Origin of the sequence: Sphingomonas sp. ERG5, from assembly GCF_000803065.1 — a bacterium.
Lineage (GTDB): Bacteria > Pseudomonadota > Alphaproteobacteria > Sphingomonadales > Sphingomonadaceae > Sphingomonas.
This window is the reverse complement of sequence record NZ_JSXI01000079.1, coordinates 61201-75740: the sequence shown is the minus strand read 5'-3', so window position 1 is coordinate 75740 and position 14540 is coordinate 61201. Positions and strand designations below refer to the sequence as shown.

Annotated in this window: 6 protein-coding genes; 3 read left to right on the top strand and 3 right to left on the bottom strand. The window is 60.5% G+C overall.

Annotated elements, in window-relative coordinates; all coding sequences use genetic code 11:
• Positions 1-5: 5 nt before the first annotated feature.
• The gene (locus tag OO12_RS29350; protein ID WP_268747938.1) at positions 6-134 is read right to left on the bottom strand and encodes a hypothetical protein; all 129 of its coding nucleotides are present in this window, start codon (positions 132-134) and stop codon (positions 6-8) included.
• 109 nt (positions 135-243) lie between these two features.
• Here OO12_RS29350 and OO12_RS25380 point away from each other — a divergent pair, with 109 nt between their 5' ends.
• The gene (locus tag OO12_RS25380; RefSeq protein ID WP_235365013.1) at positions 244-10794 is read left to right on the top strand and encodes a LysM peptidoglycan-binding domain-containing protein; all 10551 of its coding nucleotides are present in this window, start codon (positions 244-246) and stop codon (positions 10792-10794) included.
• Positions 10795-10855: 61 nt separating this feature from the next.
• Here OO12_RS25380 and OO12_RS29490 read toward each other — a convergent pair whose 3' ends face one another.
• Both OO12_RS29490 and OO12_RS25370 read right to left on the bottom strand, forming a co-directional pair.
• A complete protein-coding gene (locus OO12_RS29490) occupies positions 10856-11557 on the bottom strand; it encodes a divalent metal cation transporter (RefSeq protein WP_443024603.1) in 702 nt (233 codons plus the stop codon).
• A 273-nt stretch (positions 11558-11830) separates the two neighbouring features.
• Positions 11831-12073, bottom strand: a complete 243-nt coding sequence (locus tag OO12_RS25370; protein ID WP_034161481.1) for a DUF6582 domain-containing protein — start codon at positions 12071-12073, stop codon at positions 11831-11833.
• 812 nt (positions 12074-12885) lie between these two features.
• Between OO12_RS25370 and OO12_RS25365 the strand changes: the two genes are divergently transcribed.
• Both OO12_RS25365 and OO12_RS27295 read left to right on the top strand, forming a co-directional pair.
• Positions 12886-13467, top strand: coding sequence for an RNA polymerase sigma factor (locus OO12_RS25365; RefSeq protein ID WP_034161494.1), 582 nt, complete (start codon positions 12886-12888; stop codon positions 13465-13467).
• Between the two features lie 28 nt (positions 13468-13495).
• Positions 13496-14491 carry a FecR family protein gene (locus tag OO12_RS27295; protein WP_160296914.1) on the top strand — a complete coding sequence of 332 codons (996 nt, stop codon included), beginning with the start codon at positions 13496-13498 and terminating at the stop codon, positions 14489-14491.
• Positions 14492-14540 lie beyond the last annotated feature (49 nt).

Below are 14540 nucleotides of genomic sequence, written 5' to 3'. Positions count from 1 at the left end.
GGCAATTATTGCGATTCCTCGGCCGTCATCCTGTCCGGACCGGGAACCCTGTCGCAAATCACCGGCGGCGCGTTCCAGGTCAGCGGTCTCTCCACCACCGCCGTCACCACCGTCAGCGTCACGCGCAGATTCACTCAGGCGGAATATGTCCAGTCACGGGTCTTTGTCGGCTCCGCTTCCGCCGGCACCACCAACGGCAATTCGATCATCTTCGCCAATGCCAGCGTTACGCGCCCTTCCACATTGCCTGCGCTCCCAATTGTCGATGCAACCAATGACCGGGCGTCGCGACTGTTCTACGACAATGGTGGGCGGCTGATCGGGACGCTCGATGCCGAGGGCTATGTTTCGAAGATCGTCTACGACAATGCCGGACGCAAGATCGAGACGATCGCGCGCAAGAACAAGCCAGGCACCACGACTGGTGATTTTGCGACCATCTTCGCCAGCGCCGCCGCCGACAATGCGGCGGATATCCACAATTACTGGATCTACGATGCGCGCGGCCTGGTGCGCGCAACGATCGATGGCGAGGGTGACCTTACTCGCTATCGTTATACACCGAATGGCCTGGTCGATCAGGTCGTTACCGGGCAGCGTGTCACTCCGAATACGTCCTTCACTCTCGCTACCTTGCCGGCGAACACGACCGATACGCTCAATACGCTCACCTCGACGTTCAACGCTTACGGTCAGGTTTTGACCGAGACCAGGACGCTTGCAGCCGGGACTGAGACCACCACCTATAGCTATGATGCGATGCGGCGGCTGGTGTCGAAAACGACGGCCAGCAATGTCGCTGCGGATAAGCGGATTTCTTCCTGGCGTTACGATACGCGCGGACGTCTGACGGGCGAATTGTCAGGCGAAGGCAGCGCGGTATTGGCCGCGCTTGGAGCCACACCGACTCAGGCGGCGATCGACAGCGTCTATGCTCGGTATGGCACATGTTATCTCTATGACGAGGCGGATCGCCTGATTGCACGGATCGACCCCGACGGCGTCGGTGAAGCGGGGTTGAAGACGCTTTATTACTATGATGCCGCCGATCGGCTGGCGCATCAGATCAACGCGCTCGGTGAAGTCGTCAGCTATGTCTACAACGCGTTCGGACAGGTTGAGGACACGATCGTTCGTTCGACCCGGGTGAACGGCACGACGCTGTCTTCGATGACCGGCGGTTCGATTACTGCAGCGGTGATCAGCGCGATCGTTGTCGACAACGTACTTGGGTCCGACGGCCTCGCCGACAGCCACCGCCGGTTATTCTATAACGTTGACGGCACGGTCGCAAAGACGAGCGATGCGCTTGGCGTCGAAACGCGCTTTAATTATAATGCGTTTCGCGAATGGACCAGCCGGATCGACACGCTGACCGCGGCCGGCTCACCCACCGGATTGACCGAGCGGACAACGATCCGCGCCTATGACCAGCGCGGGTTGATGGAAGCCGAAACCCTGGATGCGACGGGCGCAGGCGCGCTCGCGCTGCTGACGGGCTTCACCTATGATGCTTTTGGGCGGGTCATAATGGTGACCGATCCCAATCTTCATTCCATTCAGACCAGCTACGATCGCGCTGGCCGGGTGGCCAAGGTCACCGATGCACTGCTTCGCGACACCGGTTACACCTATGACGGTCGCGGCAATGTCGTGAAGATCAAGGATCGGAACGGCAAGGACACGACCTTCAGTTACGACGCATTCAACCGCTCTGTCGTGATGACCACGCCCGAAGGGCTGATGACCACGAGCACGGTCAATGCCTATGGCCAGAAGATATCGGTCAGCGACCCTGCCGGCCGGACCTCCACCTGGAGTTATGACAAGGACGGCAATCTCGACATTACGAAAGATGCTTCTGGCACGACGATCGCCGACAATCAGTATGATACGGCCGGGCGGCTTTCCCAGACGACCGACGCGCGTGGGACGGTCACCCGATACACCTATGATGCCGCCAATCGCACTCTGACCCGCACCATTGATGCCGGATCCGGGACGCTCAATCTCGTTACGACCTATGAATATGACGCCAAGGGGCAGCAGACTCTGGTGACCGAAGCGTCGGGCACGCCCGAGGTGCGATCGACGCGAATCGACTATGACCTGAACGGACGCAAACTGGCGGTTCTTGTCGATCCGGGCGCCGGCAAACTCAACCTGCGCACCGATTACAGCTATGATGCCGCGGGTCGACTGCTCTCGATGGCCGAAGGCTCCGGCACTACGCTGTTGACGAGCGCCACTGCCGCCAAGTTTACGACCTATAGCTATGACGACGTGGATCGCCTCGTCCAGACCACGGTCGATTCCACCGGCCTCAACCTGCGCACCGTGCTTAACTATGACAAGGCCGGCAATCTGGTCGCGCGGACCGATGGCTCGGGCACCGCTGATGCGCAGATCACGCGGCTCCGTTACGATGCGAACGACCGGCTGACTCATAGTGTCGATGCGCTCGGCCAGGTCACCGGGACCGTCTATGACAATGAAGGCCGGGTGATCGAGACACGGGTCTACTGGACCACGATGCCGCTCACCGGTTCGACACCGCTTGACCTGAGCCAGGCCGGCGCGCCCGCAATCCCGGCCACCAATGCCAATGATCGGGTGACGCGTTACGTCTATGACGGCGATGGTCGCCTTGCCTACAGCATCGACAATGCCGGCCAGATTACCGCCACGGTCTATGACGGCAGCGGCAATGTCACCGCACGGACGACCTATGCCGTGCTTCTGGGCAGCACTGCGGTAACGCTGGCGGCACTGAATGGCTTTGCCGCCACGGCGGCGAACGGCGTCGGCGCACGCGTGACACGCATGGCTTATGATAGCATCGGTCGCCTCGCCTATAGCGTCGATGCTCAAGGTGCGGTGAGCAAGTTCGCCTATGATACCGGCGGCAATCTGCTCAACCGGACCGACTATGCCGCAGTCTATACGGGCACTGCGGCGCTGACGCTGGCGGCGATGGACGGCTTTGCCGCCACCAATGCGACCGGCGCCAACCGTATCACGCGCATGGCTTACGACGCCGCCGGCCGGATGGTGGCGAGTGTCGATGCGACCGGCGCGGCAACCCGCATCACCTATGATGCCCTTGGCAATGTCCTGAAGCAGACCGCTTATGCGCAACTGGCGTCCACCGCGACCCAGCCGACCGCTACGACTGCGTTCACGACCAGCGCCGATGACCGGACCACGCAGTATATTTACGACGATGCCGGACGTGTCACGCATAGACTCGATGCGCTCAACTATCTCGTCCAATACAATTACAACGCGCTCGATCAGGTGGTCAGTGAGACGCGCTATGCCAACCCGCTCACCGTCAGCGGCGATTTCGATACTGCCGATCTGGCGGCGCTGGCCCTTTCGGCTGCCGATGACCGCACCACTGGTTACGACTATGACAAGGCGGGGCGCCTCATCCTCGTCACCGACGGCGAAGGCTTCAAGACCAGGACGCTCTACGACGCGCTCGGTCGCATCACCGATATCAAATATGCCGAAGGCACGGCGGATGAGAGCGTCACTCACCGCGTCTATGACGCCGCGAACCGGTTGATCGACGAGATCACCGGCTATGGCTCGGCCGAGGCGTCGAAGACGCATTATATCTATGACACGCTCGGTCAGGTCACCGACATCACGCGCGGCGATGTCGCGCTGAGCGCCGCCCAGTCGAGCACCACGCACCGCACCTATGACAAGATGGGCCGGCTGGCGAGCGAAACGCGCGGCTATGGCTCGAGCGAGGCCGCGACGACCGGTTATGGTTATGACACGCTCGGACGGCTCACCCAGGAAACCGATCCCCTCAATCACACCATCGTGCGCACTTATGATCTGATGAATCGAGTGACGAGCATCTCGGTTCCGGTCGATGCGAATGCCGCCAACAACCTCGTCACTCTGAAGCAGTATAACAGTTTCGGCGACCTCGAAATGGTCACCGATCCGGCCCTCAACAAGGGATATTTCTATTATGACGAGCTCGGCCGCGTCACGCTTCAGGTCGATGCGGAGCTTTATGCCACCGCCACCAATTATACTGCGTTCGGCCAGATAAAGGACGTCACGCGCTACGAGACTCGCCTCGCCAGCGCGCCGACCGCCGGCGTCAGGCCGGCCATGCCCGCGCCCAATCCCAATATGGGCTATAGCCTGGGTGATGCGACCACCCGGTTGGCCTATGACAAGCTCGGGCAGGTCACCGCGTCGACCAACGCGCTCAACCAGACGGAAAACACCAGTTACAACGCGTTCGGTGAACGCAAGCGGGTCGCCAACCGCCTCGACGGTGTCAACGGCGTCAACGGCAAGACCGATTACAGCTATGATCGCCGCGGCCTGCTCAAGAGCGAGACCTTGCCGGTCACCTCGAAGAATGCGAGCGGCACGTCGATCGCGGTGGTCAATAGCTACAGCTATGATGGACGCGGCAACCGTACCGGCATGGTCGAGGCGAACGGCCTGCCCGAACAGCGCACCACCGCTTATACATACGACAAGCTCGACCGGCTCACCGAAACCCGGCTGATCGAGGATCGGGCGGGCAAGAGCTTCACCATCCTGGCCGACGGGCTCAACGGCAGTGCGGCGACCACGTCCACTCAGCTTATCGTCAAGTCGATCAGCTATGACGCGCGCGGCAATATCATCCGCACCACCGATGGGACTGGCGCAAAGACCACTTTCTATTTTGACGATCTCGACCGTCAGACCGATCAGATCAGCGCTGCCGGTACGCTCAGCCATTGGGGCTATGACGGAAACGGCAACATCGTATCGAGCCGGGTCTACGCCACGGCCATCGCCATACCCGCGACGCCCGGCGCCACCGCGCCTGCCGCGACCAACCCGACGCAATATCGCGAAACCAGCTTCACCTACGACTTCGCCAATCGGCAGACAGGTACGGCAAGTCTTGCGTTCCGCACCGGTGCCTATGACAGTGTCAGCAGTACCTATGTGACCTTGACCACCGCCGTGACCACTCAGACCGATTACGACAAGCTCGGTAATGTGGTTCGGCAGCAGGACGGCAACGGCTATTCGATCTACAGCTTCTACGACAAACTCGGCCGCCGCGTCGCCCAGGTCGATCAGGAAAAATACCTGACCAGCTGGGTACTCGATTCCGACGGCAATGCGACGACTGAAACGCGCTTCGCCAGGGCGTTGACCGGCGGCGTCTCCGCCGCCTCCACCATCGCCGCCATGACCGGCGATGCCGGTGCCGCCAACGCCGACAATCGCGTCACGACCTCCGAATATGACCTCAACGGCCAGCGCATCAAACAGACGCGCAAGAATGTCGTCGCCTGGACGGTCAACATGACCAATGTCGTCGCGGCGGCGAGCGATTCGACGATCCTCTTCAGCTATAACGGGCTTGGCCAGGTCACCCAGAAGGTCGAGGCCAATTACGACGTCACCGACTATCAATATGATGGTGCCGGACGGCTGATCCAGGAGGCTGGCGCAACCTTTGCCGATTTCGACGGCGGCCCCGCCGTGCGACGCGCGACCAGCTACAGCTATGACGGAGTCAACAACCTGACCGGCACGCTCACCGGCGCGCTTGGCGTCGTCGATGCGGCCAATGACCGGACCGTCAGCTATACCTATGACAGTGCCGGCCGGGTTGCGACGATGACCGACGCCGCCGGGCTGACGCGCAGCTATCTTTACGATGCGGCGGGGCACACAACGCGCCAATCCTACACTCGGCTGAACTCCGCGGGCGTCAGCAAATATGATGGGATCGGCTATCGCTACGACGCCGAAGGGCGGGTAATCGCACAGGCGGCGGGGACGCGCGCCAACGCAACGGATCCCTTCTCTTTCGACCAGGCAAGCGGCGGCACCACCCATATGCGCTATAACGCGTTCGGTGAGATGACCGGTCGCGGCCTGACCATCGGCGGCGCGGCAACCTATCAGGAAACGTTCGAATATGACGATGGCGGTCGCCTGTGGCGTTCCAATGCGGGCGACGGGGTTTACCGGATCTATCTGTATGACAAGGCCGGCAATCAGACGCTCAGCCTGATCTCACCAGACATCAATCTGTCGGGCGTGAGCGATGCCGGGACCATTGCGGCCAATGGCACCAGCAGCATCGTGGGATCGATCACCACCCTGACCGTGTACGACAAGCGCGGCCTGGCAGTCGCAACGCGTGAACCGCAGCGAATCATCGCCGCCGGCGCGGCCGCCACCGATATCGTCCGTTCGCGCGCTTTTAATGCATTCGGCGACCTGTCGAGCGAAACCGACGCGAGCTTCCGCACGACCGATTTCAAATATAACAGCATGGGCCGGCTGATCGAGAAACAGGCGCCCGGCGTTAGCGTCACCGGAACAAACGGCGTCGCGACACCGAATCGTCCGACCGAACGCCGGTATTACGACATTTCGGGTCGCCTGATCGGGGTCAAGGACGCCAACCAGGTCCAGGCCGATGATGCCACCGCGTCGACCGCCGACGATCTGCAACACATTGCCACCCGTACCCTGCTCGCCGGCACCGGGCATGGCGATGACGAAGCGCTGTCGTTGCAGGAATTCCATCTCGACGGCGGCGTTCTCTTCAACGCCTATGATGTGCTGGGCAATGTCAGGGTCGTGACCGACGAGATCAGCCGTCCTACCTCAATGGTCTATGACAAAGGCGGCCGACTGACCAGCGTGACGCATTTTGGCGGATTGACTGACTATTACAGCTATGACGGGCTCGGTCAGCGCCTGACTCACTGGAACAGCTTCCTGACGGGCAAAAGCGAGAAGACCGATTACGACGCGTCCGGCCGCGTGACGGCGGTCGCCGCATTCGGGGACGAGGCCGTCACCACCAGCTATACATGGGATCCGACCCTGCCCACCGGCGGGCTCGGCACCTTTGGCGGCTGGAGCCTGCTCACGCTCAATCATGGCTGGGGCTTGCGCGAAACCAGCGATTATTTCGACCATGTCGTGACGAAGACTGACATGAGCGGTCGCGTTACCACTGTCGCTTACGATCTCGCTGGCCGGGTCAAAGGGCGTACGATCACCGGTGTCGACACCTCCGCATCGGACAATATCGCCTATACCTATTTCAACACCGGTCTGGCCGCCAGTGCGGCCAGCGGCAATAATCCGCAGGTCAATACCAACTGGTCGCGAACCGTCGCGACCTATGGCTATGATGTCGCCGGGCGAAAGACGTCCGAAAAGCAAGTCAATGAACAAGGCGTCTATACGCCGGAGCATATCGAAACGCATGGCGATCCCCAGGAGCCCGGTTACTGGGAAGAACAGGTTCCGGAGAGCTACTACACCACCTCGGATGTGATGCAGAATGCCAGCGCGACCTATGACGAACTGGGGCGGATGAAGACCTGGGCAGAGACAGGCGGCGCCACGCTGCCAGCTTCGGCCATAACCTGGTCCTACGACGCGGTCGGCAATATCCGTAATGAAAGGGCTGACTTCCATATCATCGCCGACAATGGGAGCTCATCGTCAGCGTCTACCAAAGATCAGTGGTTTCTCTACGATGCAATGAACCGCGTGGTCACCGCCAATGCGATGTTGTCTAACGGACAGATATTAGGCGGCACAGCCGTCGCTTATGACGCGGCCGGTCAGCGCAGGTCGGCAACGAACTCTTCCTGGTTCTCCGGGCTTGAATCCTATAGTTACGACGCGTCCGGCAACCTCGAGCATGTCAAGGCGGCACAGGGCAGTCTGGTCGACATGGGCGGCGGCGTATTTACCTGGGTCTACGGCGCGGGCGTGGAGAAGGCGACGTTCACCTATGACGGGATGAACCGCCTGACGCGTCAGCAGGACTGGCTGGATGACGGTGGCGTCGCTTATGATCGTCAGGTTTGGTATAATGATCGTGGTCAGGTCTATTACGAGGTCACCAGCCAGAAACAAGGCGCCGACTTCTTCACCAGCACCACGACAACTTGGTTCGACAACGGCACGCTCTATTTCCTGGGCGCGCCGTCCCGGGCTGAGACCGCCACGACCAAGAATGGTGTAGCCCTGCCAACCAGTTCGACCCTGTACAATTATAAATGGTATGAGAACACGGTACAGTCGCTGGTCTATTATTCGCCCGACAAGAACCGCTCCGAATATTATACCACGACCTATAACTATAGCGGCGCGGGCGTATTTCAGTCGGCAATTGTCGCGGACGGCCGCTCGCGCTCCATCTCCGTAATCAGCGACGTACTCGGCCAGGCCATCCGCCGCGACGAGAGCGGGAGCGTCGCGCCGCACGAAGCGTGGTACCGGTTCAACGGCATGGAACTCGGCCATGTCACCAACAACGGCACCGGTGCCACCGACTATCAGACATCGATCAACAGTCGCATCAGCGGGCAGGGCAGCGGCGGCGCGTTCAAGAACGGCTCGAGCACGGGCCTCAGCGATGCGATGTTCGGCGACGGATACGCCCCCATCACCAGCTTCGCGCAAGGTGCAGGCGGTGGCAGTTACACCGTGCGTAGCGGCGACACGCTGTCGTCGATCGCCGCCCAGGTCTGGGGCGATGCCAATCTCTGGTACAAGCTCGGTCAGGCCAATGGCCTCGATCAGGGCAGCGCGCTGACCGAGGGCATGGTGATCACCATCCCCGCCGGGGTGGTGAAATCGAGCAACAGCGTCTCGACCTTCAAACCCTATGACCCGAGCGATGCGTTCGGCGATACGTCGCCGACCACACCCAAGCCGCAAGCCGCCAAGAAGAACAATTGTGGTGTGTTTGGGGCGATCCTGCTGGTGGTGATAGCGGTCGCGGTGACCTTGATCCTTAAGGTGCCGATCACGAGTTTTCTGGCGGGCGGCCCACTTACCGGTGCCGCCGCAGCTACTACCGCCGCTGGGGCATCGCTCGGCGCAACGATCGCTGGCGGCGCGATTGCCGCTGTTGCGGGATCGGTGGTCAGTCAGGCAGTTGGCCTTGCCACCGGCATCCAAGATAAGTTCAGTTGGAAAGGTGTCGCGCTGGCAGCACTTGCTGGCGGCGTCAGCGCCGGGATTGGTAAAATTCCGGGGATTGACGGACTCATCGAGGGCGCGGACGGTGCAAAAACGGCGGTGACCGGACTGAAGGCTGTGACCTCGGCAATCGGTCGCGCGGTGGTCGGCAATGTCGCCACTCAGGGGATCGCGCTCGCTACCGGACTGCAGAACAAGTTCGACTGGACCGGAGTTGCGGCCTCAGCGATCTCGGGCGGCGTTACCCAATTTGTCGGCGGCAAACTCAACCTGACCGACTCGCGTTCGATCGGCAATACGCTCAAGAGCGGTCTTGCCGGCGCGGCGGGTTCGATCGCCAGCGCCGCCACGCGCAGCGCGATCAACGGATCGAACTTTGGCGACAATATCATTGCGGCGCTTCCTGATGCGATTGGGCAGACCATTGGTAATCTCGTTGCCAATGGGGTTGGTACCGGTTTTGACGGGAAGTCGGGCAAGAAGCCGGGCGGCACGTCGATGATAAATAAGGAAGATGCTACTGGAATCGGCAGCAACGATGCCGTCGGAATTCCTTTAAATATAGATCTTAAAAGCTTGTCTGATCGGCTTCTCGGAAAATCATCTTTCGGCCTTGCATTATCATCATCTATAAGCGGTACCGTTGATCAGATTATTGCCGTAGGGATTGAACTTGCAAAGAACGCAAATTCCATGTCGCTCGAGGACAGGAAAACTCTTTATGGCAACAGCCCGAAGAATCCACCGCAGCGGGCAGATTCCTCGAGTACTACTGATAAGAAGGCTGACGATAGCTTAGTTACCAGCAACGGCACGAGGTACAAACCCGGAGGTGATTCTGACTGGACTGCCGCGTTGATTGGCGCATCCCAAACCCTACAAATACCAGAGGCAGATCGAGTTGGATTATACTTATCTTCGCAAAGTGGTTTCGACGTTCCGAGGACAGGTAATACTGGAACTTTAACCGGGGAGCAGATAGGCCAGATGTTTATCAATGAAAATCCGATTGACGGCAGTAGATTGCTTGCGGTCACCGGTGTTCTGGCACAATATGCAGATAAATACCCCGTGCTAAAAGACGCCGTCCACATGACCGCAGCTTATGTGGATAAAATGAACGCGACCGCGACCCAATCGGTGGACAAGCCGGTGGGGTTGTTTTTCGGAGGTTCTATAACAGCCGGCTTCGGTGGTGCGGCTACCACCATTGTGGCCAGCGCTTTTGCCGAATTCTCCGCCGCTGAACTGGGCACGTACTTTCTAGGGTCTGGTACGACCGGAACGGTGTCCAACTTTCAGTTCCGCGCCGCCGCTGGAGGGACAAACACGCCCGAAACAGCGAGGGATGATTTTCTTATCAACGGCAGCCTAGGTGTTGCAGCGCGGATTATCGCACCTGTATTGCGGATCGGAATCGATAAGATTGGTGCCGCAGAGACTCGTGCCCCTGGAACGATCGGCAATCTGCTGAGCGACTATCACCCCGATTCATTCATTCACATAACGCCCAGCGCCCCAAGGGAGTTTGCGGCGGGAATTAACGAGGGCACCTATTTTTCACGGTTGGGCGATGTTGCTCATCTGACTCCTGAGGCGTTCAGAACAACCGTCGTAGGCCCCCTTGCTCCAGGATATTATCCTGATGCAAAGCTCTTCGTAGTGGTAGGACGAGAGGCAAGCGGCTCGTTCCGAGCGCTCCCACCTGAGGCTGTTAACCTCAGTGGAACGACTGAGTATGTCAACGCAGCAAGGCTGAATGCATCTGGCTTTGTGAAGGCACGTTAATATGACTAGGGGCAGCCGAATGGATAGAGTTGGATTAAATCAGGAGATAGGTTCTTTTATATCAGGACTTCTTGATGTGAAATTTTCTGATTGCACGATAACCGTCGCCATTCTTGACTCCGCTCGGGATGATGTGAAGTCCCCATTTGCAATGGTTGCCGCGGACATTCCCGAAAGGTTTGCAAATCGCGCGGATATCGTTGGTATCATGACTAATATTTATGGCGGATTCATTTCTTCGGACTATAAGGACGACTTCGGAGGGCTGGAAGTTATATTCAGGCATAAAGGGTCTATGCGTAGAATTGTAAGGATTTCCGCAACGGCCAGCGGTTATGATAGTATTCTCCAATTTCGAGCTTCCGATTTTGATAAGCCCGGTCCGTTCTTGGGTGTTGGCTGCTGGGTATACGATAGCGCATTGATGTAGTGCGTTTTGGTCGTTTTCTGTAGCCGCAAAGGGAGTATCGGTCTTTGAGACGTATCCTGAAGCTACCACGCTTCGATTTGGTTCAGTGGCAGAGCAATCGGATTTCCTGTCGAGCAACATCCCAGGCTTGAGCCGGGAGCAGGTCACCGCGCCCGTGACGCGGCCGATATGAGCGCTGACCAATTGCACCGCGCACATCCGCGGGCAGGTCAGGACCATCGTCAAGAGTAGCCCATAGCCGAACTGCGCGCCCGCCTGAGAATAGGTGGCAATGCCACTGGGATCGTCGTCGGCCGCGCCGGTCACGAGCCCTGGGTCCAGTTGTTCAATCAAGCCAGCTTTGCGCGCTCTTTCGCCAAGACTCGTCGTCCCAGGCTCGAGGCGGTGACTGCCGGGCTACATTTACAGAGCCGCTGTCTGATCGCGCCTATCGATGATGAAAGAAGTGATAGAGGACAATGATCACCGGGATCGGCACGCCCGGCAGCGACAACAGGCACCCTTTCGATCCTCATTTACCTTATTGATTCAGGGCCGAAACGACGACGAGATCCGTCGGTTCCGGCCCATAACCTGTCTTTGGAGGTCGCTCGGCGCGCCGGCCCGCTAGTTCTTGCCGACTTCCTGCCAGCTACCCTCCTTCACCTCGACCCCGTGTTTCTTCGCCGCCGCCTCGATCTGCTTCCACGCCGCGTCGCGCTCATCGTCGCTGACGTCCTTGACCTGGTTGAACCGGGCGATTGCATTGCGAACATGGCTCGCATTCTCAAGCGGCTCTTTGCGCTCGTCAAGAAAGGCGAACGCGCCCTTTTCGAGATCGTCGCGGTCCTTGGTGCTGAGTTTGTCCAAGGCGGACTCCGGTTCTGATCGAACAACAACGCAACGAACAATGGGCCGGTTCGGTCCGTCACCAAATCCGATCCTGGCCACCCGCCAAGCACGGTGTGCCGGCGGAAGGGCTTGGCGCAATCCAATCGGTTCAAAAGGCGGGAACCCCGATCTCCTGCTCCCTACCGGCTCGGTGTCTGTAGCGGGCGTTGCGATCATCGTCGGCGAGAGCGCTGAGGCTCTACAAAGCGAAGCCGGGTGTCGAAGAGCATGCTTGAGACATGCGCCGAGGCCTTTAGCCGTTTCCGGCCTGGACATTCGCCTCGGCCACCCGGCCGCAGGTCCCGCCGATCGATTAAGCGAGGGCCGAAGGACATGAATGCGGGGCGACTCTCCCACATCTGTCTGTCACCAGCCTGTCGCCTGTCGCGAGGCGACCTCAACTGCTCTCGATGACAGGCCTTTCTGTTCTCCAGCTTGGTCACGAGCGCTCCTCGTGTGGGCGAAGCGACGATGAGGCACTGGCCGTGAGGCCGTGGCTTGCATTGTTTCGGCCGGCCTCTAAGCTTGGGATCGCGCTGCCCAGGCGGCGCGAGAAGCGGCGAGCCGCTGTTCGGAAAGATGGGCCGGAGCATTCGCGCGTCCGGACGACTGTCGCGTATGTCCAGGCCGCTCGACGGCTAAAGGCGATGGTGAAGCTTCCGGGCCGTCTTGCGACGTTCGGCCGCGCCGAACGGCTTCGTTGCCGGAGAACTGCCCATGTCGATGGGCTCGGGGATCGCGCGCGCGCCGCGCGATCGCGACGCTGGCCATTCGGTCCGCGGGGCGCCGCGATGCGCTTGAATCTTGGTGAGCAGGCTGCGCCGGTCGAACCGATCGCCGAAGGCGATCCGTTGCCGCCGCACGATGTTTCAGTGCCATCCGCTGCGGTCACCCTCGACCTGCTTTATCGCGCGCATCGCCCGAAGCTGCTGCGCTTCGCTCGCCGCCGCACCCGAGGAGAACTGGCACCGGACATCATCCAGCAACTCTTCCTGCGCCTCGCCGCGCGCGCATCCGGGGCGATCGCGACGATCGCCGCGCCCGACGCCTATCTCCAGCGAGCGGCACGCAACTTGATCCGCGACGAGGCACGCGCCGCCGACCGGCGATCGGCACACCTCCATCTATGTGCCGACGATCTCCCGCTCGTTGCCCCCGATCAGATCGCGGCGCTTGAAGCGCGTGACATGCTGCGGCGACTGGAGTCGATTGTCGCGCACCTTCATCCGCGTACGCGCGAGATTTTCCTCGCCCACCGGATCGATGGTTTCAGCTATGCAGAAATCGCGTCTCGGATGGGCTTGAGCATCAAGACCGTCGAAAAGCATATGAGCCGGGCGATCGCCTATCTCGGCCGCCATTTGAGCGAGTGATGACGGGGCTATGCGGAACGACCGTTCGATGAGCATCGAGAAGGAGGCCGCCGACTGGTTCGCCCGGCTGCGCGGACCGGACGGCGATCGCCTGCGCGCCTCCTTTGTCGCGTGGTACGCCGATCCGGTCCATGCCGCGGCCTATGACCATCTGGCGCGGAGCTGGGACCAGGCAAAGTTCCTCGCCAACACCGCGACGGGCCAGAGGCGCAACCTCAACCGTGCCCGCATCGACCATGGCTATTCCGTTCGAACGATCGCACTGGTCGCAAGCATACTGCTCTCCATCGCGCTTGGAGCATCCCTGATCGGGCGGGCCGCCTGGTCTCTGCGGGAGGTCCGGCCGGACCTCACGCGGACCGAGGTGATAGCGGCCACCGCGCCACGGATGCTGAGACTCGTCGATGGCTCGCGCGTGATCCTTGACCGCGGATCGCGTCTCGCCATCGCTTTCAGCGGCGTCGCGCGACGCTTGCACTTGCTCACCGGGCGCGCACGGTTCGACGTCTCGCATGACCCGCTACGGCCGTTCGTGGTGGACGCCGGCGGCGGCAGCGTCATCGCGCACGGCACGATGTTCGATGTGGCGTTAGCGCCTGAGGGCATCGAGATACTATTGCTGCGCGGCGCGGTGGAGGTGCGGGATGGCGCGGCCGGCGATCGGGCCGTCCATGTCCGTCATCTCATCCCTGGGCAAAAGGTCATGCTTGTCGGCGGCACGCTCACCGAGCCGGTCGCGGCGTCTGCGCTCGACACCCGCTGGCCCGAGGCGATGATCGAGTTCGATGCGATGCCGCTCGATACCGCGGTCGCCGCTTTCAATCGCGGCGGCGTCCGGCCGATCCATGTCGAAGGCGTGGAGGGCCGGCATTTTCTGGTGACCGGTGCGTTCCGCCGCGACGATCCTGAGGAATTTGCCGCTACCCTCGCCGCGACCTTCGATCTCGCGGTGCGGAGCGAGGGAAGGGCGGACCTTGTCATCGCCCCCCGCGCGTCGTCCGTGGTGGATCCAAAAAAACCATAGGGTCAATTGCCTCCCCGGCGTCTCGCCTCTGGAAGGGCCGTGCATGGAC

Coding starts and splice junctions, on each gene's coding strand:
- OO12_RS25365 (WP_034161494.1), top strand. CDS start 12,886: ATGCGCTTGAATCTTGGTGAGCAGGCTGCGCCGGTCGAACCGATCGCC.
- OO12_RS27295 (WP_160296914.1), top strand. CDS start 13,496: ATGAGCATCGAGAAGGAGGCCGCCGACTGGTTCGCCCGGCTGCGCGGA.